Raw genomic sequence first — 26,919 nt, 5'->3', positions numbered from 1 at the left:
CAGTGTGGGAGCGAGCTTGCTCGCGAAGGCGGAGTAACAGCCACCACAGGGGCCGGAACCAACAGAATTGATATAGGTGCTTTATGACCACAGCCAATGTTTACCAACAACGCCCGACCACCGGTGCCCGTGCCGAGTCGTCGCTGCACCATGCCGACCTCGCCAGCCTGGTCGGCAAGGGCCGCAAGAACGCCGGCGTGATCGTGCGGGAAAAGAAACTCCTCGGTCACCTGACCATTCGTGGCGATGGCCACGATGCCGCGTTCGCGGCCGGCGTACATAAAGCGTTGGGCATCGAGTTGCCCGGCGCTCTGAGCGTCATCGTCAAAGGCGACACCAGCCTGCAATGGATGGGCCCGGACGAGTGGTTGCTGATCGTGCCAAGCGGTGAAGAATTCGCCGCCGAACAGAAACTGCGTGAAGCGCTGGGCGACCTGCACATTGCGATCGTCAACGTCAGCGGCGGCCAGCAAGTGCTTGAGCTGAGCGGGCCGAACGTACGTCAGGTGCTGATGAAATCCACCAGCTACGACGTGCACCCGAACAGTTTCCCGGTGGGTAAAGCGGTCGGCACGGTGTTCGCCAAGTCGCAGCTGATGATTCGTCATACCGCCGAAGACACCTGGGAACTGCTGATCCGTCGCAGCTTCTCGGATTACTGGTGGTTGTGGTTGCAGGATGCTTCGGCTGAGTACGGGTTGAGCGTTCAGGCCTGAAGATCAAAAGCCACCCCCTCACCCCAGCCCTCTCCCCCAGGGGGGAGAGGGGGAAAGGGAGCCGATCTCGGGTGTTTTTGTGATCTATATTCACCCGCGATATTTCAGGTCGGCGTAGCTCGAACGAACACCTCGGTCAGTCCCCTCTACCTCCGGGAGAGGGCTAGGGTGAGGGGCAAAAATCCCCCAGACACCCCGCACAAAGAACAGGAGTCTCCGCACCATGAGCCGCGCCCCAGACACATGGATTCTGACCGCCGACTGCCCCAGCGTCCTCGGCACCGTGGACGCGGTCACGCGTTTTCTGTTCGAGCAGGGCTGCTACGTCACCGAGCACCATTCGTTCGATGACCGCCTCTCCGGGCGTTTTTTCATTCGCGTGGAATTCCGCCAGCCCGACGGCTTCGACGAACAATCCTTCCGCGCAGGCCTGGCCGAACGTGGCCAGGCCTTTGGCATGATCTTCGAGCTGACCGCGCCGAACTACCGGCCAAAAGTGGTGATCATGGTCTCCAAGGCCGATCACTGCCTCAACGACTTGCTCTACCGCCAGCGCATCGGCCAGTTGTCGATGGACGTTGCCGCGGTGGTGTCCAATCACCCCGATCTCAAACCGCTGGCCGACTGGCACCAGATTCCCTACTACCATTTCCCCCTCGACCCCAACGACAAACCATCGCAGGAGCGTCAGGTGTGGCAGGTGATCGAAGAGTCCGGCGCCGAACTGGTGATTCTCGCCCGCTACATGCAGGTGCTGTCACCGGAGTTGTGCCGCAAGCTCGATGGCAAGGCCATCAACATTCATCACTCGTTGCTGCCGGGCTTCAAGGGCGCCAAGCCGTATCACCAGGCTTACAACAAGGGCGTGAAACTGGTGGGCGCGACGGCGCATTACATCAATAACGATCTCGATGAAGGGCCGATCATTGCCCAAGGCGTCGAGGCGGTGGATCACAGTCACTACCCTGAGGATCTGATTGCCAAGGGGCGGGATATTGAAGGCCTGACTCTGGCGCGGGCGGTTGGGTATCACATCGAAAGAAGGGTGTTTTTGAACGCCAATCGCACGGTCGTTCTTTAGATCGCTAAAAGATCGCAGCCTTCGGCAGCTCCTTGTATGTTGCCCTTACACCAGTCGATTGAGATCTAAGCTCGTTGGTGCGGACATACGAAGATGTGTTTCTGGGGGAGACCGATCGCTCCTAAAGGCAGGACTTGCTCCTGACCTTGTCTGTAGAGAGGTCCCCCCGCCTCATTGCCCACCACGAAGAGTATCGAGAAGCCGACAAGTCGGACTTCGCATTACAAGGTTGCAGTGGCATGAAGTTCGAGGTCAGGGGAACCAGGATGCATTTCTAACCCAGTTCACTCGGAGTTGAAAGCATGAGCATGCATGTCGGTTTGGATGTGGGGTCTCGCACGACCGCCATGGGCTGGCGCAACGACGGCCGTTTTGCAGGGGCCTGCAACATCGACCAAACGCCCGCCGGGCGCAAAGCAGCGGTCAACAGACTGCTCGAGCTCAAGCCTTTATCCGTAGTGATGGAGGCCACCGGCATCTATTACCTGGATTTGGCCATGGAGCTCACTGCAGCGGGTTTGCCCGTTTCGGTTATCAACCCGAAGAGCTTTCATAACTTCGCCAAGCTGATGCTGAAGAACAGCAAAACCGATGCGATCGATGCCCAGTTGCTAGCTGAATACGGCGAGCGCATGAGCCCCAGATTGTGGACGCCGCCCACGACCATACAGTTGGAACTGCGGGCTATCGGAAGGCATATCAATCGTCTGACGTGTCATCGCACCCGAGCCAAGAACGAGCTGCATGCGCTGAAAGCTACTCAAACAACCATGAAAATGCTGATTGAAGACGAAGAAGAAGCCATTGAGGCATTTGACAAGCGAATCGAGCGTTTCAGGCTCGCAGGTCGGGCGCTGATCGACAATTGCCCAACCCTAAGCGCCCAGTTCGGGCACATGATCGCAGCGCCGGGCATGGGCGAAATTTCAGTATTTGCGGCATTGGCTGAATTGACGACCTTGCCAGTGACGCTTAAGTCCGCGCAGGTCAGCCGACATGCAGGTCTCGATGTACGGCTTACGCAATCAGGTACCAGCATCGATAAACCTGGACGGATAAGTAAGGGCGGAAACGCCTACCTACGCTCAGCGATGTATATGCCAGCGCTGACTGCCATACGTTGCGACAGCAACGTGAAAGCCTTTTACGAAGCGCTGATCGGGCGAGGAAAGAGAAAAATGCAGGCCATCGTCGCCGTCATGCGCAAATACCTGACTGGGCTGTGGGCCTGCATGCGAGCCGGCGAAGATTTCAATACGGCCAAGCTTTTTAGCGAGAAACACCTCGCAAAAGCTTGACCGTGAACAGAGTATCTACAGGGGGATGCGATTCATGTAGGAGCTGCCGAAGGCTGCGATCTTTTGATTTACCGAGCACTCAACGCGCTGCCTGCCTGGGCAACGCGGTTCCATAAAAACAACAGCGAGGTGAAAGCATGTCTGGCAATCGTGGTGTGGTGTATCTCGGCGCTGGCAAGGTCGAAGTACAGAAAATCGACTATCCGAAAATGCAGGACCCGCGCGGTCGCAAGATCGAGCACGGGGTCATTCTCAAAGTGGTTTCCACCAACATCTGCGGCTCCGACCAACACATGGTGCGCGGCCGTACCACGGCGCAGACCGGTCTGGTGCTGGGCCATGAGATCACCGGCGAGGTGATCGAGAAGGGCTCCGACGTTGAAAACCTGAAAATCGGCGATCTGGTCTCCGTGCCGTTCAACGTCGCTTGCGGGCGCTGCCGTTCCTGCAAAGAGCAACACACCGGCGTCTGCCTGACCGTCAACCCGGCCCGTGCCGGTGGCGCTTACGGTTATGTCGACATGGGCGACTGGACCGGTGGCCAGGCCGAATACGTGCTGGTGCCGTACGCCGACTTCAACCTGCTGAAACTGCCGGACCGCGACAAGGCCATGGAGAAAATCCGTGACCTGACCTGCCTCTCCGACATTCTCCCGACCGGTTATCACGGCGCCGTCACTGCCGGCGTTGGTCCGGGCAGCACCGTTTACATCGCGGGCGCCGGCCCGGTCGGTCTGGCCGCTGCTGCCTCTGCGCGGTTACTCGGTGCGGCGGTGGTGATCATCGGCGACGTCAACACCATCCGCCTGGCTCACGCCAAGGCCCAGGGTTTTGAAATCGTCGATCTGTCGCAAGACACGCCGCTGCACGAACAGATCGCCGCACTGCTGGGCGAGCCGGAAGTGGATTGCGCAGTCGACTGCGTCGGCTTCGAAGCGCGCGGCCACGGCCACGACGGTGTCAAAGCCGAGGCCCCGGCCACCGTACTCAACTCACTGATGGGCGTGGTCCGCGTAGCGGGCAAAATCGGTATCCCGGGTCTGTACGTCACCGAAGACCCGGGTGCCGTGGACGCTGCCGCGAAAATGGGCAGCCTGAGCATTCGCTTCGGTCTGGGCTGGGCCAAGTCGCACAGCTTCCACACCGGCCAGACGCCAGTGATGAAGTACAACCGCCAACTGATGCAGGCGATCATGTGGGATCGCATCAACATCGCCGAAGTGGTGGGCGTGCAAGTGATCAGCCTCGATCAGGCGCCGGAAGGTTACGGCGAGTTTGATGCGGGTGTGCCGAAGAAGTTTGTTATTGATCCGCATAAGTTGTTCAGTGCGGCGTAACGCTTAAGCGCAATACAAAGCGGCGACCTCAGGGTCGCCGTTTTTTTGTTGCAAGCCCAGGTCAAAAGCTACCCTCACCCCAGCCCTCTCCCGGAGGGAAAGGGGCCGACCGAGGGATGCTCACAATTTACGCCGACCTGAAAATATCGCTGTGAATCCATAATCGACTCGGTTTGGCAGGTCGATGTATGGTGCCAGACACCTCGGTCAGTCCCCTCTCCCTCTGGGAGAGGGTTAGGGTGAGGGGCTTTGCTTCAAAGAACTGCCAAAGCACCCTGATAAAGAACCGGCCCCGTCGGCTGTCCGGTCGGCGAGCCACCTTTCGGCTCAAGACTGACCGCCAATGCAATCGGTTTACCGATCAACGCCTTCTGCGCCTCACTCAATTCAACCTTGCCTTTGCCCCCCGCCGGGATCACACCGAGGGAAATCGGCTTGCCATCCGCCGGTATCGCCCACAGTTCCAGACTGCGATCCGCATCAACCGCCGCCAGCGTCAGCGGCTCGACTTGCAGATAGTCCGCATGCGCTTCGACCTTCAGCGCCGGTTGCGCATCGGCGGTCAGCAGGGTGGCGCGGTAGCGGGCGTCGTCGCGGTTGTACAGCGAGCCGAGGAACACCAGCACGGCGAGGGAGCAGACCGCTGCGGTGAGTCGCAGCCAGTTCCAGAATGGCCGTTTCTGCGGGACATGCAGCACTTGCGGATCGATGCGCGCGGTGATGCCTTGCCATACGCGATCGGGCACCGGATGTTCCGGCAGGGATTCGGTGAGGCTGAGCAGCGTTTCCTGCCACTGCGCCAGCTCCGCCCGGAGCGCGGCGTCATCCAGCAATAGCTGTTCAAACCGTCGACGCGCCGCCGCCGACATCAGGCCGATGGCGTAATCGGCGGCGAGGGCGCGGCGCAGGGCTGGGGTCTGGTAGTTCATGATTCAAGGCACCGGCGCAGACGTTCCATGCCACGACGGATCCACGATTTCACCGTTCCCAGTGGCGTGGCCAGGTGTTCGGCGAGTTCCGTGCACGACAAACCCTGAAAGTACGCCACAGTGATTGACTGGCGCTGCATGCCGTCGAGGGTTTCCAGGCAGCGATTAAGTGCGTGAGCCTCACGGGCGCCGCTCAACTGGTCATGGGCCGAGGGGCTTTCGTCTGGTAGGGCGTCCTGTTCCAGATCGGTCAACGGCCGGTCACGGTGTTTGCGCAATTGATCGATGGCCTGATTGCGAGTGATGTTGATCATCCAGGTCAACGGCGCCGACAGGTGCGCTTCGTAGCGCGAGGCGTTGTTCCAGATGCGCACGAAGCTTTCCTGCAGCACTTCTTCCGCCAGATCGGTGCGGCCCATAAAACGCAGGGCCACGCCGTGCAGACGCGGGCCGACGCTGCGATAGAGCGTTTCGAAGGCGCGACGATCACCCAGTGAGCACTGGGCCAACAACTGTCGAAGCTGATCGGTGTCGGCGGTGGAAATAACGACTCTCCAGGCAAAGGCCGAGCGACGAGGGCTGGGCTCGGACTGTTCACAGGCTAGTTCAGCGACAGCGGTTGTGCCATTCATCGCGAGGGTGTCCGGGATTTCACGTTTTATATACGCAGGCCGGACGAAAATGGATGCGCCGCGCCGGAACATGCCGGTGGATACCCGGTCAAACCGGCAGTTTCGCCGGTTTTCGATGGGCGATTTTTACAGCGCAAGAGGATGTCTGAATGAAGATTTCACGCGGTATTGCTTTGGCTTCACTGATGACCCTTGCGGCCAGCCCGGTGTTCGCCGGTTTCAGCCTCGACGATGTGACCAGGGCGGCTTCGAGCATGCAGGGCGGCAACGCTGCCACCGCCGCCGCGCCGACTTCGGAAACCGCCGGTCTGCTGCAAGCGGTCACAGGTCTGGGCGTTACGCCGCAGCAAGCCGTCGGCGGCACCAGCGCCATGTTGGGGCTGGCGAAGAACCAATTGAGCAGCACCGATTATTCGCAGTTGGCCAAAGAAGTGCCGGGTATCGATAAGTTATCGGGCGGTAGCGGCAACCTGGCGGCATTGAGCGGTTTGCTTGGTCAGTCTGGCAAATCCGCCGGTCTGGAAAACGCGCTGGGCAACGTCAAGGACACCAATGACCTGAACAACGCTTTCGGCGCCTTGGGCATGGACAGCGGCATGGTTGGCCAGTTTGCCCCGGTGCTGCTCAAGTATCTGGGTGATCAAGGCGTCGGCGGCCCGCTGCTGCAAAGCCTCGGCAGTATCTGGGGTGCCGGCACCGGTAGCTGAGTCAACGGCGCTCGCTGCGCAGTTCGGCGATGCGCTGATCCTTCTCGTTCCAGAGCTGGTTGACCCAGTTCTGGACCGTCTGGCGGAACACCGGATCATTCTCGTAATCGCCCTGCCACAGTGCCGGGTCGAGTTCGCGGGTCTTGATGTCGATGATCACGCGCGGCACGTTGCCGCTGATCAAATCCCAGAAACCCGGAATGTTCGCCTGTGGATAAACCACGGTGACGTCGAGAATCGCATCCAGCTGTTCACCCATTGCCGCCAACACGAACGCCACGCCGCCGGCCTTGGGCTTGAGCAAGTGGTTGAACGGTGATTGTTGCTCGGCACTTTTGGCAGCGGTGTAACGGGTACCTTCCAGATAATTCACCACGGTCACGGGCTGACGCTTGAACAGCTCGCAGGCCTGTTTGGTGATTTCCAGATCCTTGCCGGCCAGCTCGGGATTTTTCGCCAGAAACGCTTTGGTGTAGCGCTTCATGAACGGGTAATCCAGCGCCCACCACGCCAGCCCCAGAAACGGCACCCAGATCAGTTCTTTCTTGAGGAAGAATTTGAAGAACGGCGTGCGCCGGTTCAGCGTCTGGATCAGCGCCGGAATATCGACCCACGACTGGTGATTGCTGACCACCAGATACGAGGTGTCGCCGCGCAAATCTTCGCCACCGCGAATGTCCCATTGGGTGGGGATGCACAGGCGGAAGATCAGCTTGTCGATCTCGGCCCAGGTCTCGGCGATCCACATCACCGCGCCCGACGCGTAATCGCGCCAGCGGCCTGGTGCGACCAGTTTGAGCAAGGCAAACACCAGCAATGGCCCGATCAGCATCAGGGTGTTGAGCAACAGCAGCAGGGTGACGAAACAGCCGGTGAGCAGGCGGCGCATAAGCAACTCTTTGCAAACGGATGGGCGCGCCATGATAAGCAGCTTCGCGCGGCAGGCCAAATCGGTGGTGACGAATGTTTCACTTTTGGGCCGGTATGCTTTGCTCAAGCGTTGTGTTGAATGTGCTGGCCTCTTCGCGAGCAGGCTCGCTCCCACAGTGTATTCAGGTGTACTCAGGATGAGTGTTCGACATAAGTCCCTGTGGGAGCGAGCCTGCTCGCGAAAGCGATTTCAAGGCGAACGAATGCCTCAATGGGTGTCTAAAATCCCAGTCTGCCGCCCTCATTTTCCAAGGAAGCCCCTTACGTGAAATCCCTCCTTGCACTGTTTGCCCTCGTCGCCCTGCCGGTCATGGCCGCCGAGCCGACCCTGTACGGGCGCTACGAATACATCGCGCTGCCGGAAATCGGCGGTGAAGTGCTCAAGGCCAAGATGGACACCGGTGCGCTGACCGCCTCGCTGTCGGCCAAGGACATCGAAACCTTCACCCGTGATGGCGACGAATGGGTGCGTTTCCGCCTCGCCACCAGGGACGCCAGCAACAAGGTCTACGAACACAAGGTCGCGCGGATCAGCAAGATCAAGAGCCGTTCGGACGAAGAAGACGAGGGCGAAGGCACCGACGTCGCCAAGCGCCCGGTGGTCGACCTGGAACTGTGCCTGGGCAACGTCAAGCGTACCGTCGAGGTCAATCTGACCGACCGCAGCAACTTCAACTACCCGCTGCTGATCGGTGCCAAGGCCTTGCGTGAGTTTGGCGCGGCGGTAAACCCGGCGCGACGCTTCACCGCGGACAAACCGGACTGCTGAGCCAAGTGGTCTCATTGACGTAACGTCAGGCTTGGGGCACCGTTCGCGCACTTAACCCACGGGCTCGGACGCCATGCCTCATATCCTGATTGTCGAAGACGAAGCGGCGATTGCCGACACGCTGATTTTTGCCTTGCAGGGCGAGGGCTTCACCACCACGTGGCTGAGCCTCGGCGCGGCGGCGCTGGAGCATCAGCGCCAGACCCCGGCCGATCTGATCATCCTCGACATCGGCCTGCCGGACATCAGCGGCTTTGAGACCTGCAAGCAGTTGCGGCGCTTCAGCGAAGTGCCGGTACTGTTCCTCAGCGCCCGCAATGCCGAGATCGACCGTGTGGTAGGGCTGGAGATCGGCGCCGACGATTACGTGGTCAAGCCCTTCAGTCCCCGCGAGGTGGCGGCACGGGTCAAGGCAATCCTCAAGCGCATGGCGCCGCGTCCCGTCATTGAAGCCTCGTCGGCACTGTTTCGTATCGATCCCGAACGCGTGCAAATCCTTTATCGCGGCCAGACATTAAGTCTGACCCGCCACGAATTCCGCCTGCTGCAATGCCTGCTCGAACAACCCGAGCGGGTGTTCAGCCGCGAGCAATTGCTCGACGCGCTGGGCGTCGCCGCGGACGTAGGTTACGAGCGCAGCATCGACAGCCACATCAAAAGTGTGCGCGCCAAACTGCGTCTTGTGCGTGCCGAGGCCGAGCCGATCCAGACCCATCGCGGCCTCGGCTACAGCTACAGCCCGGGGCACAGCTGATGTCGCTGGGGCTGCGGATTTTTCTGGTGTATGTGCTGTTTGTCGGCCTCACCGGTTATTTCGTGCTCAACACGGTGATGGAAGAAATCCGTCCCGGCGTGCGCCAGTCCACCGAAGAAACCCTGGTCGATACCGCCAACCTGATGGCAGAAATCCTGCGCGATGATTTCAAGGCCGGCACCCTCAGCGAGAACCGCTGGCCCGAGCTGCTGCGCGCGTATGGTGAGCGCCAGCCGCAAGCGACCATTTGGGGTTTGCCGAAAAATCAGGTCAACCACCGCATCTACGTGACTGACGCCAAAGGCATTGTGGTGCTCGATTCCAGTGGCGTGGCCGTGGGGCAGGACTACTCGCGCTGGAACGATGTCTACCTGACCCTGCGTGGCGAATACGGCGCGCGTTCGAGCCGCAGCGACCCGGACGACGCGAGCTCGTCAGTGATGCACGTCGGCGCGCCGATCCGTGACAACGGGCAGATTATCGGCGTGGTCACCGTGGCCAAGCCCAACAGCTCATTACAGCCTTATGTTGATCGTACCGAACGCCGTCTGCTGTTTTACGGCGCCGGGTTGATTGGTCTCGGTCTGCTGTTCGGAGCATTGCTGTCGTGGTGGCTGAGCCGTGCGCTGCACCGGTTGACCGGTTATGCCCAGGCGGTCAGCGAAGGCCGGCGGGTTGAGGTGCCGCATTACCGTGGCGGTGAACTGGAGCAACTGGCCACAGCGGTTGAGCAGATGCGTACGCAACTGGAAGGCAAGGCTTACGTCGAACGCTATGTGCACACGCTGACCCATGAACTGAAAAGTCCGCTGGCGGCGATTCGTGGTGCGGCGGAGTTGCTGCAAGGGGACATGCCGCCGGTTCAGCGATTGCGCTTTGTCGGCAACATAGACAGTGAAAGTGCGCGGATGCAGCAGTTGATCGAGCGGCTGTTGAATCTGGCGCAGGTTGAACAACGTCAGGGTCTTGAAGAGCGGGTCGCTGTGCCGCTGGCGGTTTTGGTTGATGAGCTGTTGCAAGGACAGGCGGCGCGGATTGAAGGCAAACAGTTGCGGGTCGAGCAGACGATTGCGCCGGATCTGCTGCTGATTGGCGAACCGTTTTTGCTGCGTCAGGCGCTGGGCAATCTGTTGGAGAATGCGCTGGATTTCATTCCGTCACAGGGGCTGTTGCGCTTCAGCGCCGAGCGGGTAGGCGAGCAGATCGAATTTCGATTGTTCAATGAAACGGCGCCGATTCCTGACTACGCTTTGCCGCGTTTAACCGAGCGCTTCTACTCATTGCCGCGACCGGACAGTGGACGCAAAAGCACGGGGTTGGGGCTTAACTTCGTTGAAGAGGTGGTCAAGTTGCATGGTGGGTCGATGCAGATTCGCAATGTCGAGAGCGGTGTGGAAGTGACATTGCGCCTGTCTTGATACCGAGGCGCGGCCTTCGCGAGCAGGCTCGCACACAGGGGATTTGTGAACGACACAGATCCAATGTGGGAGCGAACCTGCTCGCGAAGGGTGCCAGTGAAGTCTCCACACAATCTCCATATTCACCCCACATTCCCCTCATACAGCACCAGCAGACTCTGCCCATCCAAACAGGGAGAGTCCCATGAACAAGAATCTGACGATAAAGCTCGGCGCCATTGCCGTGCTGATCCTGCTGTTGCTGATCCCGTTGCTGATGATCGACGGTGTCATCGACGAGCGCCAACAGTTGCGTGACGGCGTGCTTGAAGACATCGCCCGCAGCGCCAGCTACAGCCAGCAACTGAGCGGGCCGGTGATGGTGGTGCCGTATCGCAAGGTGATTCACAACTGGAAAACCAATGACAAGACCAACCAGCGCTACGACGAACCGAGCGAAGAACGCGGCCGTTTGTACTTCCTGCCGGAGCGTTTCGAACTCGATGGCCAAGTGCAAACCGAACTGCGTGCGCGGGGCATTTATGAAGCGCGGCTGTTCCACGCTGACAACCGCATCAACGGCCATTTCTCATTGCCGGCGCAATTGGGGATCAAGGAAGACTTCAGCGACTACCAGTTCGACGCACCGTTTCTCGCGGTCGGCATCAGTGACATTCGCGGCATCGAAAATGCGCTGAAACTGGAACTCGATGGCCAGCGTCTGGATTTTGTTCCGGGTACGCAAGTCGGCTGGCTCGGTGAAGGCGTGCGGGTCACGCTGCCGCTGCTCGACACCAGCAAAACCACCGAGCTGGGCTTTGGTTTTGACCTGCGCCTGCAAGGCACCGGTTCGTTGCAAGTGTTGCCGGTGGGCAAGAGCAGCAGCGTCAGTCTCACGGCCAACTGGCCACACCCGAGTTTTGTCGGCAACTTCTTGCCGGGCAAACGTGAGATCAACGATCAGGGTTTCAGCGCGGATTGGCAGACCACGTTTTTCTCCACCAACCTGCAAGACGCCATGAGCCGTTGCGTGAGCGGCAATGATTGCGAGGCGTTCAACGGCCGCAGCTTCGGTGTGAGTTTCGTCGACCCGGTGGATCAGTACCTGAAGAGTGACCGGGCGATCAAATATGCGTTGTTGTTCATCGTTCTGACGTTCGCCGGTTTCTTCCTGTTCGAAGTGCTCAAGAGTCTGGCCGTGCACCCGGTGCAATACGCATTGGTGGGTGTGGCGCTGGCGTTCTTTTATCTGTTGCTGCTGTCGTTGTCGGAGCACATTGGTTTTGCCCTGGCGTATCTATTGTCGGCCAGCGCTTGTGTGTTGTTGATCGGGTTTTATGTCTGCCATGTGCTGCGCAGTGTGCGTCATGGTTTGAGCTTTTCGACGGGGCTGGCGGCGTTGTATGGCCTGCTTTACGGATTGCTGAGCGCTGAGGATTACGCGTTGCTGATGGGCTCGTTGTTGCTGTTCGGTCTGCTCGGTGTGTTTATGGTGCTGACGCGCAAACTGGACTGGTACGGGATTGGACAGAAGCCAGCCAAACCGTTGGAGTTTGATGTGGGGGCGATGCAATGAGCCGGGTGGGATTGCGTGAAGATCAGCGGGAGGTAGAGGTTTTGGTGACACTGATTTTTGCAGCGCTGCCGCCGGAACCGAGGTGGTGCATTCGCGAGCAGGCTCGCTCCCACAGGATGGGTGTTGAAACAGAGATTTCTGCCATACCCAAAAACAATGTGGGAGCGAGCCTGCTCGCGAAGAGGCCGGAACAGGCGCCGCCGATTTAAGGCTTGGGCATCGTGGCGATCATGGACGGTCGCTGACTCACTTCAAAAAACCAGTTGGCCAGTTGCGGGTTGGCCTCACGCCAACCCAGATCCGGGAAACGCAGGTCGAGGTAACCCAGCGCACATGCCACGCTGATCGCTGCCACATCGAAATGGCTGGTCAGCTCGGCAATCGCATCCTTTTCCAGCACAGCGAGGGCGCGACGGATCTTGTCGCGCTGGGCCTCGAGCCATTCATCCCAATGCTTTTCCGGTGCGCGCAGAACCAGTTCATAACGCACCATCACTGACGCATCCATGATCCCGTCGGCCATCGAGGCCAGGGTCAGACGCCGCCAGCGGGCTGCGCCTTCACGCGGAATCAGCGGGTTGCCCACGTGCTGCTGGTCGAGGTATTCGAGGATCACGCGGCTGTCATGGATGACATGGCCGTCGGCCAGACGCAGGGCGGGGATCTTGCCCAACGGATTATCGGCGTTGAGCTCGGCGCTCGGGCTGACCGGGCTGAGCACGCAGTCTTGCAGCGCGACGCGAGCCTGCTGACCGGTTTCGTGCAGCAACACCATCACTTTGCGCACGAACGGAGAGAGCGTGTTGTGGTACAGGGTCATGCTGGGGGCGGACATTGGCAAACCTCGGTGATCGTCGAAGAGCAGGAGGTTAGCCTAGCCAGATGCGGCGAGGCTGGCGAGGAATTGATGGTGTAATTGCTGCCGCCTTCGCGAGCAAGCTCGCTCCCACATTTGGAATGCGTTCCCCTGTGGGAGCGAGCTTGCTCGCGAAGAGGCCATGCCAGGCAACACAGATTTCACACGCGCTGCAACAATCCTCTTATGGCCAGAAATGCCGGGACACCCAGCCCGACCCAGCTCAACGCATCCCAAATCCCATCGCCAAGCAACGCCGCAAACAACCCCGCCGCACTCAGCAGCGCAATCACGATCGGCGTGCTGAACACCTTCCAGAAATTCGACTGACGCGGCTTCATGCAGAGGCCTCCGCCGTTTCCAGCACAGGCTTCGCCGCTTTGCGCCGCACCACCCACAGATACACGCCGCTGCCGAGCACAATGATCGTCAGTACATCCAGCGTGGCCCAGAGAATTTTCATCGGCATGCCGCCGTAGTCACCGAAGTGCAGCGGCTGCGACATGCCCATGGCGTCCATGTACCACGGCCGTTCGGCCACGGCGGTGACCTTCAGAGTTGTGGCATCGATCAGCACCGGCGTCAGCAGGTGCGAGGTCAGGTGCGTGCCGCCCTTCATGAACACCGAGTAATGGTGCTCGCTGGAAAAGCGTGTGCCGGGGAAGGCAATGAAATCCGGCTTCATCCCCGGCGCTACTTCGGCGGCGATGTCGAGCAGGCGGGTGGCCGGCGCCAGATGCGTCAGCGGTGGGGCATCGCGGTAAGGCTCGATCAGTGCAGTCAGTGCGTCGTTGCGCCAGGCGGCGATCAGCAGGTCGGCGCAAGCGCTGATCACACCGGTCACACCGACCACCAAGGCCCAGGTCAGGGTGACAACGCCAATCAGGTTATGCAGGTCGAGCCAGCGCAAGCGGGTGGATTTATCCTGGCGCACCGTGCCGAATTTCAGGCGGCGCATGAACGGCAAATACAGCACCGTCCCGGACACGATGGCCACGACAAACAGCAGCCCCATAAACGCCAGCAGCAATTTGCCCGGCAGCCCGGCGAACATGTCGACGTGCAGGCGCAGGATGAACAGCATCAAACCGCCGTTGGCCGAAGGCGTTTCCAGTGCTTCACCGGTACGCGCATCGAGCATGAAAGTGTGCGACGAATTCGGTTCGGTGCCGGCGGTTTTCGCCATGATCGTCAACACGGCATTCGGCTCATCGTCATCGAAACCGAAGTACTGCACGACTTCATCGGGGCGATGTTTTTCGGCGGCCTCGACCAGTTGCGCCAGATTCAGCCGCGGCGTGTCGGCCGGCATCTCGCGAACTTCGGGTGCGTCGCCGAGCAAGTGCTCGATCTCGTGATGGAAAATCAGCGGCAGACCGGTCAGTGCCAGCAGCAATAAAAAAACGGTGCAAATCAGGCTGGTCCAGGTGTGGATGAACGACCAGCGGCGGATTGTTTTACTTTTCATTTCATGACCTTCAAAAACACCAAAGCCGTCCACGAGGGACGGCCAGGTAACAGGGCCTGTTTCAGCTCAATCGCTTACCATTTGTAAGTGGCGCTGGCGACGACGCTGCGCTGGTCGCCGTAGTAGCAGTTGTAGCTGTCGCAGGTGGAAATGTAATCCTTGTCGAACAGGTTGGTCGCATTCAGTGCGAGCGACGCGCCTTTGAGGCTGTTGTCCAAACGGCCGAGGTCGTAATGCACGGAGGCATCGAACACGGTGTAGGCATCCGCTTTGCCCAGCCAGGTATTGGCTTGATCGCCGTAGGTGTTGCCAGTGTAACGAACACCGCCGCCGACGCCGAAACCATCGAGCATACCGGCATGCCATGTGTAATCAGTCCACAACGACGCTTGCTGGTTAGGCATCAGTTGAAGACGATTACCTTTGAAGTCACCTTTTTGCACTTCGGACTTAGCCAACGTGTAGGCGGCGATCACTTTCAGATTGTCTGTGAGGTCGGATGTAGCTTCCAGCTCCAAGCCTTTTACTTTCACCTCACCAGTCTGGCTGGTGATTGGCGTATTACCGACGGTAGTGGTGACCGCGACATTTTTCTGTGTCAGGTCATACACCGCAGCAGTCAACAGGGTTTTGCTGCCTGGCGGCTGGTATTTGACGCCCATTTCCCACTGCTTGCCTTCGGTCGGTTTGAGCGAACCCGTGGCGCTGGCGTCCGCGCCGGCGGTGGTCTGGAAGGATTCAGCGTACGAAAGGTAAGGTACGAAGCCCGAATCGAACACATAGCTGATCGCCGCGTTGCCGCTGAAGTGCTTGTCGCGATCGGTGTTTGTTGCATCAGTTTTGTTGAAGAGGGTGCTGGTATGAACCCAGTCTTCGCGGCCGCCTAGCGTCAGGCGCCACTGGTCGAGGGCCATTTGATCCTGCACGTATAGGCCGGTCTGGTTGGTCTTTTGGTTGTAGTCCAGATAAGCCGCCGAGCGATCCGGGCGGATGATGGGTTGGCCATAGATCGGATTGTTGACGTTGGTTTTTAAACCGTCGCCATAGATGGAGAGAAAGTTAGCGTTATTTCGCTGGTGATCCAGACCCAATAACAGGGTGTGGCGAACGTCACCAGTGGCGAAATCGGCCTGGAAGTTGTTGTCTACGGCGAACTGGCTGATGTCTTCATCGACAGAGGTGCTAGTACGGCCAACGTTGCCTTCGGCATCAACCGGGTTGAACGCGTAGGCGCCAACTGTCAAAGCCTGGAAGGAAAGATCGGATTTGGTGTATCGCAGGTTCTGCTTGAACTGCCACACATCGTTCAGGCGGGTTTCAAATGCATACCCCAATGCGTAGTAGGTGCGGTCGTAGTATTCCCAGTCTGGGTCGCCAAGATTTTTGTGGTGGGAAATATCACCGAACGGCGATTTGATTTTGGTGCCCTGAATCGGCAGGAACTGGCTGGTGATGCCGGTATCGTCGCGGGTGAACTGACTCAAAAAGGTGAGTTTAGTGTCCTCGTCGATGTTCCAGGTCAAGCTTGGCGCAATGTTGTAACGCTTGTTCTCAATATGATCAATCTGCGTGTCGCTGTCGCGCACCACACCGCTGATGCCGTAGAGAAACTGGCCGGCGTCATCGATCTTGCCGGTGCTGGCGAAGTTGATCTGGCGGTGATTGTCGCTGCCGTACTGCAGTTGGATTTCGTTGCTGGCTTCAGTGCTTGGGCGACGGCTGACCATGTCCAGCAGGCCGCCCGGTGGGGTCTGGCCGTAAACCGAGGAGGCCGGACCGCGGAGCAGGGCGAGGCGGTCGAGGTTCCAGGTTTCCTGTTTCGGGTTGGCGTACACGCCTTTCGGCAGCGGCAGACCGTCGAGGAAATGGGTCGGTTCGAAACCACGGACACGCAACCAGTCGGCGCGGGTGTCGCTGCCGTAGCTGCTGGCGGTGATGCCCGGCATGTAGCGCACCGCATCATCGAGGCTGTGCACGCTGCGGTCGTCCATTTGCTGACGTGTAGCCACCGAGATCGAACGCGGTGCTTCGACCAGCGCGGTGTCGGTCTTGCTGCCAGCGGCGGTGCGAGTGGCGGTATAGCCTTCGACCGGGCCCCAGGCGCTTTCCAGGTTTTCTACGCCGATGACGGAAGTTTCCGGCAGGGCCAGCGTCCCTTCAGGCACGGCCACGAGGGTGTAAGTGCCGGTATTGCTTTGTTCCAGTTGCAGACCGGTGCCACGCAGGGCCGCACGCAGGGCGCCAGCTGCATCGAACTGGCCGCTTACCGGCGCCGAAGTCTTGCCCGCTGCCAGCGACGGATTCAGCGACAGGGCAATGCCGCCCTGGCTGGCGATCTGGTTCAGGGTGGTCGACAGGGGCGCCGCCGGCAGGTTGTAGGCGCGCACGCTGGACGCTTGTTCAGCGGCGAGCAACGGACTGCTGATCAGCGGCGCGCTGAGCGCGATGGCGACGGCCAGCAGACTGGGGCGCAACAAGGTGTCTAGTGAACGGGACATACGGCGGCTCCTGAATGGAAATATTTCTCAATTGCCTGTGTGCCGGATGAAAAGCAGAAAGTGATAGGGCTGGATGAAAATAATTTCGATTAAAGTTTGAATGCCGCTGATTTGACGCGTTTGAGCGGACTTGTATCGCGCGTCTAATGGCCCTTTCGCGAGCAAGCTCGCTCCCACATTGGAATGCGTTTCCCTGTGGGAGCGAGCTTGCTCGCGAAGGCAATTTGTCAGGCGCCACACTACTCAGGCTTGATATCGGCCTTCGCGACGGTCACCCAATACGGCGTATGCCGCTCGATCTGCACCGGCAGGGTCGGCAACAACGCGCTCAAGGCCTTGTCGGTGTCATGCAGCGGGAAGCTGCCGGTAATCCGCAAATCCGCCACGTCCGGCGCCACGCCCAGATGCCCGCGACGATAACGCCCGAGCTCATGCACCAGATCGCCGAGGCGCGCGTTATCCACCACCAGCATGCCGCGCGTCCAGGCATCGGCGCCGGGATTAAGCGCGACAATCGAGCCCAACCCGTCACTGCGCAGCAGCACTTGCTGGCCTTCATGGAGAATTTGCTCTTCAGGGTTGGATTGCGGGTGCGCCGCGACCGCCGACTGCAACACGCTCAGGCGCGTGCCTTCGTCTTCACGCTTGACCAGAAACCGCGTCCCCAAGGCGCGCATGCTGCCTTCGCGGGTTTCAACGATGAAGGGCCGCGCATCGCCATGACCGGTCTCGACGAGAATTTCGCCTTCCTGCAAAACGATCAATCGGCGCTTCTCATCGAACCGTACATCCACCGCACTGTGGGTGTTGAGATTCAGTACGGTGCCGTCAGCCAGGCGCAGGGTGCGCTGCTCACCGGTCGCGGTGCGCTGATCGGCAAGCCAGTAATCCAGCGGCAGAAAGCGTTCGCTGGCAAACAGGCCCACACCGACCAGCACCACAACGCTGGCCAGCCCACTGCCGAGCTTGCGTACCCGTCGCCGAATGCCTTCGCGCGATTGCAGCAAGGCGCTGCGGGCCGGGCCTTTGGCCACGCTGAATCGCTGATCGAGCATGCCCAACTGGCGCCAGGCGCGGGCGTGCTCTTCATGGGCCGCGTGCCATTTGGCGAACTCTTCACGCTCCAGCGGACTGCTCGAATCGAGGGTCAGTTGCCAGGCAATCGCCGCGTCCAGCACATGGGCCGGCACCGGTCTGGAACTGGCCGGACTCATGTCGGTTCCCCGTACAGGGCGATGTAGCACTGCCGAATGCCTTGCGCCAGATACTGGCGCACACGCGGCACCGAAACGCCGAGCTTGTCGGCGATCTCGGCATGGCTGAGGCCATCGAGGCGGTTATAAAGGAAAGCGGCACGGGCCTTGGTCGACAGTTTGCCGAGCAAGCGGTCGATGGCTTTGAGGTCTTCGAGGATCATTTGCTGTTCTTCCACCGAAGGTTGTTCGCCTTCGGGGATCAGCATCAGTTCGGTGAGGTAGGCCTGTTCCAGCGCCGCGCGGCGGAAGTAGTCGAACAGCAAGCCTTTGGCGATCGCCAACAGAAAGGCCCGCGGCTCGCGCGGTGTCAGCATTTCGTCGCGACCGAGCAGGCGGACAAAGGTGTCCTGACTCAGGTCCTCGGCACGTTGCGGGCAGGCCACATTGCGTCGCAGCCAGGCCAATAGCCAACCGCGATGGTCGCGATACATCGCACCGACGAGCTCACTGTTAGGGCTTGGGACTGACGACACCGGACATCACCGATTGGGAAATGTTAACTAACGCGAATTGTTCGCGATTGTGGCAGAGGTGGGAATGGTTAGCAATTGGCCACTGGTCGGGTGGGTTTTTGAAGGGCTACCCTCACCCTAACCCTCTCCCGGGGGGAGAGGGGACTGATTGGGGGATATTGACGCAATACGCCGACGTGAAAAGATTTCTGCTGAATCCATAATCGACTGGATTCCTCAGGTCGATGCAAAGCTTCGAACACCTCGGTAGGCTCCCTCTCCCTCTCCCTCTCCCTCCGGGAGAGGGCTGGGGTGAGGGGTTTTTGATTTAGAACGAAGGCGCCTGCTGCCGCCGCTTCCACTGACTCAACCGCTGCTGCAAATTCAACGGACTATGAATCTGCTGCCCTCGCGCCCGGCTGAACAGAATCAACGCCAACTCCGCCGTGGCCAGCGCATCGGCACTCGCATTATGCCGCTCGAACACCTCAAGCTTGAACCAGCCGATCCACTCATCCAGCCCGGCATCGCGGATCTGCGCCTGCGGACACACCAGCGGCGCAATATCAGCGACATCCAGAAACACTTGCTGCAATTTGTGCCCCAGATGTTCCTTCAACGCGCGCCCGAGCATGTGCTGATCGAATGGCGCATGAAACGCCAGCACCGGGCTGTCGCCGATAAACTCGAGCAATTCCAGCAAGGCCTCGGCCGGCTCACTGCCAGCGGCAATCGCATTTGGCCCCAAACCATGAATCAGCACGCTGGGGCTGAGCTTCAATTCCCGGCATTGCAGCGTCCGCTCGAACTGCTGACTGAAATCGATCGCGCCATCTTCGATCACCACCGCGCCAATCGACAGCACGCGATCCTTGTTCAGGTTGAGCCCGGTGGTTTCCAGATCCAGCACCACCCAGCGCTGTTCGCGCAACGTGCATTCGCGCAGTTCGGTAATCGTCGGCAACTGAGCCAGACGCTGCTGGAAATCCACCGGCACCACCGCACTCGCTGGACGCAGCCACGAGAACAGGCTCATAGCTGATACCGCAACGTCAGGCTGCTTTGCAGGCGCTGGGCCTGGCGCAGGGATTCACGCAGGATGCGCCGGTCGAGGTGATTGAGGCTGTCGGGATCGACGCGGTTGGAGTACGGCAGATTCTCGCGGGTCTGCAACTGATGCTGCTGCATGCGCGTCTGCTGAATGAAGTGATACGCCTCTTCATATGCCGCGCCGTCCAGCCGTTCGATGACTTCTTTGTCGACCAACTGGCGGAAGCGTTCGAGGGTGTTGTTGGCGTCGATGCCGTTGGCCAGCGCCAACAGTCGTGCGCCATCCACGAACGGCGTCAGGCCTTGAACCTTGAGATCCAGCGTGGCTTTTTCGCCATTTTTGCGCGCCAGCACAAACTCGCGGAAACGTCCCACCGGAGGACGATTGCGCAGGGCGTTCTCGGCCATCATGCGCTGGAACAAACGGTTGTCGCCGACCTGATCGAGAATGCCTTGGCGCAATTGCTCGCAGCCTTTTTCATCGCCCCAGACCACGCGCAGATCAAAGTAGATACTCGAACCCAACAGATTCTCCGGCGTCGCCTCACGAATAAACGCCGCAAAGCGCCGCGCCCATTCGGCTCGCGACAAACACAGCTCGGGATTGCCGGCCATGATGTTGCCCTTGCACAGGGTGAAGCCGCACAGCGCCAAGCTGTGGTTGATCTGCTGGGCAATCGGCAGCAACTTGCCGCGAATCTCCGCTGCATGCACAGCATCGCGGGCATCAAACAGAATGCCGTTGTCCTGATCGGTGTGCAGCGTCTGCTCGCGGCGGCCTTCACTGCCGAAACACAGCCAACTGAACGGCACACCGGGATCGCCTTTTTCCGCGAGGGTGAGTTCGATCACCCGGCACACGGTGTGGTCGTTGAGCAGGGTGATGATGTGGGTGATCTGCGTCGAGGACGCGCCGTGGGCGAGCATGCGTTCGACCAGTTGGCCGATTTCGCCGCGCAGGCTGACTAGTTGTTCGACGCGTTGGGCGCTGCGAATCGTCCGGGCCAGATGCACCAGATCGACTCGTTGCAGGGAAAACAGATCGCGCTCGGAAACCACGCCGCACAGGCGCTGGTCCTTGACCAGACAGACGTGGGCGATGTGCCGTTCGGTCATGGCAATCGCCGCATCGAACGCGCTGTGATCCGGCGAAAGATAAAAGGGCGAAGGCGTCATGTGGCGCTCGATGGCCTCGCTGAAATCGCCGATGCCTTCAGCCACCACATGGCGCAAATCGCGCAGGGTGAAAATTCCCAGCGGTGACTTGTGTTCATCCACCGCAACGATGCTGCCGACCTGCTGCTCGTGCATCAACTTCACCGCTTCGCGCAGTGGCGTGTCGGGGCTGCACGTCACCGGGTGCCGCATCGCCAGTTCGCCCAGGCGGGTGTTCAGCGAATATTGCGTGCCGAGGGTTTCCACGGCTTTCTGCTGCACTTGCTGATTGACCTGGTCAAGCAGGCTACTGACCCCGCGCAAGGCGAAGTCACGAAAGGCATTGGAGAGGGCGAACAGTTTGATGAACGCCAGTTTGTTCAACTGCAGGCAGAACGTATCTTCGCCGGCCAGGTGTTCGGTGCGGGTCGCGCGTTCGCCGAGCAATGCAGCCAGTGGAAAGCATTCGCCGGTGGTGATTTCAAACGTGGTCTCGGTGCCGGGCTTGGTGATGTGCTGACGTTCGCCGACCACCCGACCCTGTTTGACGATATAGAAGTGTTCGACCGGGCCGTCGGCGGGTTTGATGATGCTTTCGCCCTGGCCATAGAAACGCAGCTGACATTGTTCCACCAGATACGCGAGGTGGGCGTGTTCCATCTGATTGAAGGGCGGGAAGCGCTGGAGGAATTGCAGGGTGCCCTGAATGTTCTGCAATACCGCGGTTTTCCCTGCCTGGGTGAAGGCGTCCGCTTTACTCATAACCATTACCGCAGTCTTTTTTGAATTGTTGTTGTCGGATCGTTGCAGCCATGGTCGGCCCCTGCGCGCGGGGTGCCCATTGGACGTAAGTCTAGGTTTTGCCACCATTGGCGCCGTTTCGGAGATGCCCTACGCAAACAGTCGGAAATTCCTCGTTCTACCCCCTTGGAAAAAAATCCGACGAAGTGCACATTGAAGCTCTGCCCCGCGATGTCTGACCACTTGCCAAGGGACTGTTTTGAATACTTAGAGAACGCCATGTCCGACCACGATATTTTGAGCGATGCCGAGCGGGAAGCGCTCAGTGCAGTCATGCTCGAACCTGATCTTCCACCTCAGCGTGTATTGATCGTTGATGACGACAAGGACGCCCGGGAGCTGTTGTCGGAGATTCTTGCGTTGGATGGCATTCGTTGCATGACCGCGGCCAGTGGTGAAACGGCGCTGAAGATGCTTGAAGAAAAACCTTCGATCGGGCTGGTCATCACCGATCTGCGCATGGGCAATGTCGGTGGCCTCGACCTGATTCGCCAGGTGCGAGAATCGGTGCGGGCGGCGATGCCGATCATCATTGTGTCCGGCGATGCCGATGTGAAAGACGCGATTGCGGCGATGCATTTGAGCGTGGTGGATTTTCTGCTCAAGCCGATTGATACGGGCAAGTTGTTGGCGTTGGTGAAGCATGAATTGGGGATAGAACCCTAAGAGCCCCTCACCCTAGCCCTCTCCCGGAGGGAGAGGGGACTGACCGAGGTGGATGTTTGAGGTACACCGACCTGAAACTCCTCAGTCGAACTCAGGTTTGAAAAGCACAGAGATCGGCTCCCTTTCCCCCTCGCCCCCTTGGGGGAGAGGGCTGGGGTGAGGGGGATGGATCTCAAGCCGACCACAAAACGGACCCCGCCACAAACAAAAAAGCCCTGATCTCTCGACCAGGGCTTTTTCACATCAGCGCAAACTTACAGGCCGTTAGCCGCCTTGAACTCGCGACGACGACGGTGCAGAACCGGTTCGGTATAACCGTTCGGCTGCTTGGTGCCTTCAACCACCAGTTCGACCGCCGCCTGGAAGGCGATGTTGCTGTCGAAGTCCGGTGCCAGCGGACGGTACAGCGGGTCGCTGGCGTTCTGACGATCTACCACCGGCGCCATGCGCTTGAGGCTTTCCATCACTTGCGCTTCGGTGACCACACCGTGGCGCAGCCAGTTGGCGATGTGCTGGCTGGAGATCCGCAGCGTGGCACGGTCTTCCATCAGGCCGACGTCATTGATGTCCGGCACTTTCGAGCAACCCACACCCTGGTCGATCCAGCGCACCACGTAACCGAGAATGCCCTGGGCATTGTTGTCCAGTTCGTTCTTGATCTGCTCTGGCGTCCAGTTCGGGTTGACCGCCAGCGGGATGGTCAGGATGTCGTCGACAGACGCGCGAGCACGTTTGGCCAGTTCGGCCTGACGGGCGAACACGTCGACCTTGTGGTAGTGCAGCGCGTGCAGTGCTGCGGCAGTCGGCGAAGGAACCCAAGCGGTGTTGGCGCCGGCCAGCGGGTGGGCGATTTTCTGCTCAAGCATCGCCGCCATCAGGTCGGGCATTGCCCACATGCCTTTACCGATTTGCGCGCGACCTTGCAGGCCGGTGCTCAGACCGATATCGACGTTCCAGTTTTCGTAGGCGCCGATCCACTTCTCTGCCTTCATGTCGGCCTTGCGCACAACCGGGCCGGCTTCCATGGAGGTGTGGATTTCGTCGCCGGTGCGGTCGAGGAAACCGGTGTTGATGAACACCACGCGCTCGCTGGCTGCCTTGATGCAGGCTTTGAGGTTGACCGTGGTGCGGCGCTCCTCGTCCATGATCCCGACTTTCAGGGTGTTGCGCGCAAGGCCCAGCACGTCTTCGATGCGACCGAACAACTCGTTGGTAAACGCCGCTTCTTCCGGGCCGTGCATCTTCGGTTTAACGATGTAAACCGAACCGGTGCGGGTGTTACGACGCGAGGTGTTGCCGTTGAGGTTGTGCATCGCCGCGAGGCAAGTCACCAGACCGTCGAGGATGCCTTCCGGCACTTCGTTGCCGTCTTTGTCGAGGATCGCGTCGATGGTCATCAGGTGACCGACGTTACGCACGAACAGCAGCGAACGACCGTGCAACGTCACTTCACCGCCATTCGGCGCGGCGTAGGTGCGATCCGGGTTCATGGTGCGGGTGAAGGTCTGGCCGCCCTTGGACACAGACTCCGACAGATCGCCCTTCATCAGGCCTAGCCAGTTGCGGTAGATCACCACTTTGTCGTCAGCATCGACGGCCGCCACGGAGTCTTCGCAGTCCATGATGGTGGTCAGCGCCGCTTCCATCAGGATGTCTTTGACGCCGGCCGGGTCGGTCTGGCCAACCGGGGTAGTAGCGTCGACCTGGATTTCGAAATGCAGACCGTTGTGTTTCAGCAGGATCGCGATTGGCGCGTTGGCGTCACCCTGGAAACCGATCAGTTGTGCATCATCGCGCAGGCCACTGTTGCTGCCGCCCTTGAGGGTGACCAGCAGTTTGCCGTCGGCGATTTTGTAGCCGGTCGAATCGACGTGGGAGCCAGCCGCCAATGGCGCGGCTTCGTCAAGGAACGCGCGGGCGAAGGCGATGACTTTGTCGCCACGCACCTTGTTGTAGCCTTTGCCTTTCTCCGCGCCACCGTCTTCGCTGATCGCGTCGGTGCCGTAGAGGGCGTCATACAGCGAACCCCAGCGGGCGTTCGAAGCATTGAGAGCGAAGCGAGCGTTCATCACCGGCACAACGAGTTGTGGGCCGGCGGTACGGGCGATTTCATCATCGACGTTTTGCGTCGTTGCCTGGAAATCAGCCGCTTCTGGCAGCAGATAACCGATTTCTTGCAGGAAGGCTTTGTAGGCCACGGCGTCGTGCGCCTGACCGTTGCGTTCCTGGTGCCAGGCATCAATGCGCGCCTGGAAGTCATCGCGTTTGGCGAGTAGGGCTTTGTTCTTAGGTGCCAGGTCATGAATGACCTTGTCGGCACCTTCCCAGAATTTGTCGGCGGTGAGGCCGGTACCGGGAATGGCTTCGTTGTTCACGAAGTCGAACAGGACTTTGGCGACCTGCAGGCCACCGACTTGAACGTGTTCAGTCATTGCTTGCCTCACTCTGCTCAGCTATTTCGCTTTTCAGCTCTTCAATTTTGACAATGAAGCCTCTGGCCATTTAAACCACAAACCTGCCGACCAGTACATGCCATTGCTGGCGGCTGGGCTGGGACCAATCAACGGCTTGGGGCCTTGCTGACGGGGCTTTCAGGGTTGCGAACAGGCCTTGGGCAGACATCGATTCAGCGTTATGTAGTGCGCGCTGCGGCATACTACATGATGAGTTGCGCTTGTGAAAATCAGACTAATTACGTCGTTCTGCGACCTCATGTCGCATTGCGGTCACATCGCGGAACGGGATGTTCTCAAAAAACCACTGGATTGTTCCAGCTAAATATAAAAAGTTGTACACATAAATGGTATTTGGCTGCTATGGCACCGGTTGATGTGGGAGCGAGCCTGCTCGCGAAAGCGTCGGTCGCCTCAACGGAAAATCGACCCTTGCCTATACTTCCCCTTCTATAACAAAAGTCATGACAAGAGGGCGACGCCATGGACCATCTCGTACTCACCGTTTTCGCTCCGGACAAGCCCGGGCAGGTCGAGCGCATCGCCCAATGCATTGCCGAACACGGCGGTAACTGGCTGGAAAGCCGCATGTCGCGGATGGCCGGGCAGTTCGCCGGAATTCTTCGAGTGGGGGTACCGGCAGAGGCTTACGACGAATTAGTCGATGCCTTACAAGGACTGTCGACTCATGGTATCCGCGTATTGATTGCCGAAAGCGGTATCGAGCAGTCCTGCACCTGGAAACCGATCGCCATGGAGTTGGTGGGCAATGATCGGCCCGGCATCGTGCGTGACATCACCCGGTTGCTCAGCGAGCAGGGCGTCAACCTTGAGCGTCTGGTGACAGAGGTACGACCAGCACCGATGAGCAGTGAACCGCTGTTCCACGCTGAGGCGATTCTTGCAGTTCCACTGACCCTGTCGCTTGATGTCTTGCAGTCGCGCCTGGAAACCCTGGCTGACGATCTAATGGTAGAACTGGTGTTACGCACAGACGTTTAAGCGCCGGTCAGGTTATCCAGTTTAAACGTGCACCTGCCTGTGGATAACCTGTAGAGACACCCCGCAACGCGAGGTCCGCCGTGGCTTTGCAGCAGGTGATCAAAAAACCGCCAACATTCAGTGACTTGCACACAAACGGCGGGGATCACGCTGTGGATAACCTTGGGAAGGAACGATGCAGGCCACGAGAACCGTGGCCTGTGAAGGTTTGTGCGTTTTTTGATCAGCTGCGCCGACGCAAACTGATCACCGCATCGACGCTGTAAATGGCCAGACCGGCCCAGATGAAGATAAACGCCACCAGTGTGCTGGACGATAGATGCTCACCGAACAGCAATACCGCTTGCAACAGCACCAGGGTCGGCGCCAGGTATTGCAGGAAGCCGATCGTGGTGTACGGCAAGTGGCGCGTGGCGGCGTTGAAGCACACCAGCGGGACCAATGTCACTGGACCGGCCGCCACCAGCCACCAGGCTTGGGACGTGGTCCAGAACTCCGGTTGAGCGCTGGTCGCGGTCTGATTGAAGAGCAGCCAGGCAATCGCGATCGGCACCAGCATCCAGGTTTCCACTACCAGACCCGGCAACGCCTTGACTGGCGCCTGCTTGCGGATCAGACCGTAGAAACCGAACGTCAGCGCCAGCACCAGCGACACCCACGGCAGGCTGCCGACCTGCCACACTTGTTGCGCCACGCCAACTGCTGCCAGACCAACCGCAATCCACTGCATCCGACGCAGGCGTTCGCCGAGAATCAACATCCCCAACAGCACGTTTACCAATGGGTTGATGTAGTAACCGAGGCTCGCTTCGAGCATGCGTCCGTTATTAACCGACCACACGTAGGTCAGCCAGTTGGCCGCGATCAACGTGCCGCTCAGCGCCAGAATCGCCAGACGTTTGGGGTTGTCGAGCAACTCGCGCAACCAGCCCGGGTGTTTCCACACCATCAACAACAGCGCACCAAACAGCGCCGACCACAGCACGCGATGGATGATGATTTCGACGGCCGGCACTTCGGCGATGGCTTTGAAGTAGATCGGGAACAGGCCCCAGATGATGTAGGCACTCAGGCCCAGAATGTACCCGCGACGCGGGTTGGCGGCTTGCATGCAGAATCCTTGCTTAGGCAGCTGA

Annotated in this window: 24 protein-coding genes; 11 read left to right on the top strand and 13 right to left on the bottom strand. The window is 59.5% G+C overall.

The features are described from left to right. The first annotated feature begins 83 nt into the window (after positions 1-83). The 4 genes from ACZ0A4_RS21640 (at position 84) to fdhA (ending at position 4,432) form a co-directional block, all read left to right on the top strand. Positions 84-716: a sarcosine oxidase subunit gamma gene (locus ACZ0A4_RS21640; protein ID WP_463576319.1), complete on the top strand. Its 633-nt coding sequence runs from the start codon at positions 84-86 to the stop codon at positions 714-716. A gap of 223 nt (positions 717-939) precedes the next feature. Beyond that, positions 940-1,797 (top strand): formyltetrahydrofolate deformylase, encoded by an 858-nt coding sequence (gene purU / locus ACZ0A4_RS21635; protein ID WP_008086918.1) that lies wholly within the window; start codon positions 940-942, stop codon positions 1,795-1,797. 302 nt (positions 1,798-2,099) lie between these two features. Beyond that, the gene (locus ACZ0A4_RS21630; RefSeq protein WP_463575969.1) at positions 2,100-3,095 is read left to right on the top strand and encodes an IS110 family RNA-guided transposase; all 996 of its coding nucleotides are present in this window, start codon (positions 2,100-2,102) and stop codon (positions 3,093-3,095) included. 137 nt (positions 3,096-3,232) lie between these two features. After that, a complete protein-coding gene (gene fdhA, locus ACZ0A4_RS21625) occupies positions 3,233-4,432 on the top strand; it encodes a formaldehyde dehydrogenase, glutathione-independent (protein ID WP_186532956.1) in 1,200 nt (399 codons plus the stop codon). A gap of 254 nt (positions 4,433-4,686) precedes the next feature. Here the strand turns inward: fdhA and ACZ0A4_RS21620 are convergent, their stop codons facing one another. Both ACZ0A4_RS21620 and ACZ0A4_RS21615 read right to left on the bottom strand, forming a co-directional pair. After that, the gene (locus ACZ0A4_RS21620) at positions 4,687-5,361 is read right to left on the bottom strand and encodes an anti-sigma factor (RefSeq protein ID WP_463576318.1); all 675 of its coding nucleotides are present in this window, start codon (positions 5,359-5,361) and stop codon (positions 4,687-4,689) included. After that, positions 5,358-5,993 (bottom strand): RNA polymerase sigma factor, encoded by a 636-nt coding sequence (locus ACZ0A4_RS21615; protein WP_463576317.1) that lies wholly within the window; start codon positions 5,991-5,993, stop codon positions 5,358-5,360. Before ACZ0A4_RS21615 ends, ACZ0A4_RS21620 begins: the two co-directional genes overlap by 4 nt. A gap of 149 nt (positions 5,994-6,142) precedes the next feature. Here ACZ0A4_RS21615 and ACZ0A4_RS21610 point away from each other — a divergent pair, with 149 nt between their 5' ends. Next, positions 6,143-6,700 (top strand): DUF2780 domain-containing protein, encoded by a 558-nt coding sequence (locus tag ACZ0A4_RS21610; RefSeq protein WP_463576316.1) that lies wholly within the window; start codon positions 6,143-6,145, stop codon positions 6,698-6,700. 1 nt (position 6,701) lies between these two features. On the opposite strand, the gene ACZ0A4_RS21605 is transcribed toward ACZ0A4_RS21610, so the two are convergent. Then, entirely contained in the window at positions 6,702-7,589 is an 888-nt protein-coding gene (locus ACZ0A4_RS21605) for an acyltransferase (protein ID WP_463576315.1), read from the bottom strand. Between the two features lie 306 nt (positions 7,590-7,895). On the opposite strand from ACZ0A4_RS21605, the gene rloA2 reads away from it, so the two are divergent. The 4 genes from rloA2 (at position 7,896) to creD (ending at position 12,126) form a co-directional block, all read left to right on the top strand. Continuing rightward, on the top strand, positions 7,896-8,399 hold the full coding sequence (gene rloA2, locus ACZ0A4_RS21600) for a retropepsin-like aspartic peptidase RloA2 (protein ID WP_463576314.1): 504 nt from the start codon (positions 7,896-7,898) through the stop codon (positions 8,397-8,399). Positions 8,400-8,472: 73 nt separating this feature from the next. Further along, on the top strand, positions 8,473-9,153 hold the full coding sequence (creB, locus tag ACZ0A4_RS21595; RefSeq protein WP_463576313.1) for a two-component system response regulator CreB: 681 nt from the start codon (positions 8,473-8,475) through the stop codon (positions 9,151-9,153). Continuing rightward, positions 9,153-10,571, top strand: a complete 1,419-nt coding sequence (gene creC / locus ACZ0A4_RS21590) for a two-component system sensor histidine kinase CreC (RefSeq protein WP_463576312.1) — start codon at positions 9,153-9,155, stop codon at positions 10,569-10,571. Before creB ends, creC begins: the two co-directional genes overlap by 1 nt. Before the next feature lie 184 nt (positions 10,572-10,755). Further along, on the top strand, positions 10,756-12,126 hold the full coding sequence (creD, locus tag ACZ0A4_RS21585) for a cell envelope integrity protein CreD (RefSeq protein WP_463576311.1): 1,371 nt from the start codon (positions 10,756-10,758) through the stop codon (positions 12,124-12,126). Positions 12,127-12,331: 205 nt separating this feature from the next. On the opposite strand, the gene ACZ0A4_RS21580 is transcribed toward creD, so the two are convergent. The 8 genes from ACZ0A4_RS21580 to ACZ0A4_RS21545 form a co-directional block, all read right to left on the bottom strand. Then, on the bottom strand, positions 12,332-12,961 hold the full coding sequence (locus tag ACZ0A4_RS21580; protein ID WP_463576310.1) for a glutathione S-transferase: 630 nt from the start codon (positions 12,959-12,961) through the stop codon (positions 12,332-12,334). Between the two features lie 182 nt (positions 12,962-13,143). Beyond that, positions 13,144-13,323, bottom strand: a complete 180-nt coding sequence (locus ACZ0A4_RS21575) for a hypothetical protein (protein WP_463576309.1) — start codon at positions 13,321-13,323, stop codon at positions 13,144-13,146. Next, complete coding sequence (locus ACZ0A4_RS21570; protein WP_463576308.1) at positions 13,320-14,450, bottom strand: PepSY-associated TM helix domain-containing protein; 1,131 nt, start codon at positions 14,448-14,450, stop codon at positions 13,320-13,322. Before ACZ0A4_RS21570 ends, ACZ0A4_RS21575 begins: the two co-directional genes overlap by 4 nt. A gap of 74 nt (positions 14,451-14,524) precedes the next feature. Continuing rightward, positions 14,525-16,948 (bottom strand): TonB-dependent siderophore receptor, encoded by a 2,424-nt coding sequence (locus ACZ0A4_RS21565; protein ID WP_463576307.1) that lies wholly within the window; start codon positions 16,946-16,948, stop codon positions 14,525-14,527. Positions 16,949-17,187: 239 nt separating this feature from the next. Then, a complete protein-coding gene (locus ACZ0A4_RS21560; RefSeq protein ID WP_463576306.1) occupies positions 17,188-18,162 on the bottom strand; it encodes a FecR domain-containing protein in 975 nt (324 codons plus the stop codon). Then, positions 18,159-18,635 carry an RNA polymerase sigma factor gene (locus tag ACZ0A4_RS21555; protein ID WP_463577612.1) on the bottom strand — a complete coding sequence of 159 codons (477 nt, stop codon included), beginning with the start codon at positions 18,633-18,635 and terminating at the stop codon, positions 18,159-18,161. The genes ACZ0A4_RS21560 and ACZ0A4_RS21555 overlap by 4 nt, the downstream gene beginning before the upstream one ends. A 349-nt stretch (positions 18,636-18,984) precedes the next feature. Continuing rightward, a complete protein-coding gene (locus ACZ0A4_RS21550; RefSeq protein ID WP_463576305.1) occupies positions 18,985-19,692 on the bottom strand; it encodes a 3'-5' exonuclease in 708 nt (235 codons plus the stop codon). Continuing rightward, on the bottom strand, positions 19,689-21,623 hold the full coding sequence (locus ACZ0A4_RS21545) for a putative nucleotidyltransferase substrate binding domain-containing protein (protein ID WP_463576304.1): 1,935 nt from the start codon (positions 21,621-21,623) through the stop codon (positions 19,689-19,691). The genes ACZ0A4_RS21550 and ACZ0A4_RS21545 overlap by 4 nt, the downstream gene beginning before the upstream one ends. A gap of 258 nt (positions 21,624-21,881) precedes the next feature. On the opposite strand from ACZ0A4_RS21545, the gene ACZ0A4_RS21540 reads away from it, so the two are divergent. Beyond that, the gene (locus tag ACZ0A4_RS21540) at positions 21,882-22,328 is read left to right on the top strand and encodes a response regulator (RefSeq protein ID WP_397482293.1); all 447 of its coding nucleotides are present in this window, start codon (positions 21,882-21,884) and stop codon (positions 22,326-22,328) included. 254 nt (positions 22,329-22,582) lie between these two features. Here the strand turns inward: ACZ0A4_RS21540 and ACZ0A4_RS21535 are convergent, their stop codons facing one another. Beyond that, positions 22,583-24,760 (bottom strand): malate synthase G, encoded by a 2,178-nt coding sequence (locus ACZ0A4_RS21535; RefSeq protein ID WP_463576303.1) that lies wholly within the window; start codon positions 24,758-24,760, stop codon positions 22,583-22,585. A 504-nt stretch (positions 24,761-25,264) separates the two neighbouring features. Between ACZ0A4_RS21535 and ACZ0A4_RS21530 the strand changes: the two genes are divergently transcribed. After that, positions 25,265-25,783 carry a glycine cleavage system transcriptional repressor gene (locus ACZ0A4_RS21530; RefSeq protein WP_463576302.1) on the top strand — a complete coding sequence of 173 codons (519 nt, stop codon included), beginning with the start codon at positions 25,265-25,267 and terminating at the stop codon, positions 25,781-25,783. Positions 25,784-26,006: 223 nt separating this feature from the next. On the opposite strand, the gene rarD is transcribed toward ACZ0A4_RS21530, so the two are convergent. Continuing rightward, on the bottom strand, positions 26,007-26,894 hold the full coding sequence (gene rarD / locus ACZ0A4_RS21525; protein ID WP_463576301.1) for an EamA family transporter RarD: 888 nt from the start codon (positions 26,892-26,894) through the stop codon (positions 26,007-26,009). Between the last annotated feature and the right edge of the window lie 25 nt (positions 26,895-26,919).

It is taken from the genome of Pseudomonas sp. AC172 (genome assembly GCF_979258595.1).
Note: the sequence above shows the minus strand (reverse complement) of the source record. Positions and strands in the feature narration are given on the sequence as shown.

Excerpts from the sequence above, each read along its gene's own strand:
- fdhA (WP_186532956.1), top strand. The coding sequence starts at position 3,233 with ATGTCTGGCAATCGTGGTGTGGTGTATCTCGGCGCTGGCAAGGTCGAA.
- ACZ0A4_RS21570 (WP_463576308.1), bottom strand. The coding sequence starts at position 14,450 with ATGAAAAGTAAAACAATCCGCCGCTGGTCGTTCATCCACACCTGGACC.
- ACZ0A4_RS21615 (WP_463576317.1), bottom strand. The coding sequence starts at position 5,993 with ATGAATGGCACAACCGCTGTCGCTGAACTAGCCTGTGAACAGTCCGAG.
- ACZ0A4_RS21630 (WP_463575969.1), top strand. The coding sequence starts at position 2,100 with ATGAGCATGCATGTCGGTTTGGATGTGGGGTCTCGCACGACCGCCATG.
- creB (WP_463576313.1), top strand. The coding sequence starts at position 8,473 with ATGCCTCATATCCTGATTGTCGAAGACGAAGCGGCGATTGCCGACACG.
- creD (WP_463576311.1), top strand. The coding sequence starts at position 10,756 with ATGAACAAGAATCTGACGATAAAGCTCGGCGCCATTGCCGTGCTGATC.
- ACZ0A4_RS21535 (WP_463576303.1), bottom strand. The coding sequence starts at position 24,760 with ATGACTGAACACGTTCAAGTCGGTGGCCTGCAGGTCGCCAAAGTCCTG.
- ACZ0A4_RS21610 (WP_463576316.1), top strand. The coding sequence starts at position 6,143 with ATGAAGATTTCACGCGGTATTGCTTTGGCTTCACTGATGACCCTTGCG.
- purU (WP_008086918.1), top strand. The coding sequence starts at position 940 with ATGAGCCGCGCCCCAGACACATGGATTCTGACCGCCGACTGCCCCAGC.
- ACZ0A4_RS21575 (WP_463576309.1), bottom strand. The coding sequence starts at position 13,323 with ATGAAGCCGCGTCAGTCGAATTTCTGGAAGGTGTTCAGCACGCCGATC.
- ACZ0A4_RS21550 (WP_463576305.1), bottom strand. The coding sequence starts at position 19,692 with ATGAGCCTGTTCTCGTGGCTGCGTCCAGCGAGTGCGGTGGTGCCGGTG.
- ACZ0A4_RS21580 (WP_463576310.1), bottom strand. The coding sequence starts at position 12,961 with ATGTCCGCCCCCAGCATGACCCTGTACCACAACACGCTCTCTCCGTTC.
- ACZ0A4_RS21620 (WP_463576318.1), bottom strand. The coding sequence starts at position 5,361 with ATGAACTACCAGACCCCAGCCCTGCGCCGCGCCCTCGCCGCCGATTAC.
- ACZ0A4_RS21545 (WP_463576304.1), bottom strand. The coding sequence starts at position 21,623 with ATGAGTAAAGCGGACGCCTTCACCCAGGCAGGGAAAACCGCGGTATTG.
- ACZ0A4_RS21555 (WP_463577612.1), bottom strand. The coding sequence starts at position 18,635 with ATGTATCGCGACCATCGCGGTTGGCTATTGGCCTGGCTGCGACGCAAT.
- ACZ0A4_RS21565 (WP_463576307.1), bottom strand. The coding sequence starts at position 16,948 with ATGTCCCGTTCACTAGACACCTTGTTGCGCCCCAGTCTGCTGGCCGTC.
- ACZ0A4_RS21530 (WP_463576302.1), top strand. The coding sequence starts at position 25,265 with ATGGACCATCTCGTACTCACCGTTTTCGCTCCGGACAAGCCCGGGCAG.
- rarD (WP_463576301.1), bottom strand. The coding sequence starts at position 26,894 with ATGCAAGCCGCCAACCCGCGTCGCGGGTACATTCTGGGCCTGAGTGCC.
- ACZ0A4_RS21560 (WP_463576306.1), bottom strand. The coding sequence starts at position 18,162 with ATGAGTCCGGCCAGTTCCAGACCGGTGCCGGCCCATGTGCTGGACGCG.
- ACZ0A4_RS21640 (WP_463576319.1), top strand. The coding sequence starts at position 84 with ATGACCACAGCCAATGTTTACCAACAACGCCCGACCACCGGTGCCCGT.
- ACZ0A4_RS21605 (WP_463576315.1), bottom strand. The coding sequence starts at position 7,589 with ATGCGCCGCCTGCTCACCGGCTGTTTCGTCACCCTGCTGCTGTTGCTC.
- ACZ0A4_RS21540 (WP_397482293.1), top strand. The coding sequence starts at position 21,882 with ATGTCCGACCACGATATTTTGAGCGATGCCGAGCGGGAAGCGCTCAGT.
- creC (WP_463576312.1), top strand. The coding sequence starts at position 9,153 with ATGTCGCTGGGGCTGCGGATTTTTCTGGTGTATGTGCTGTTTGTCGGC.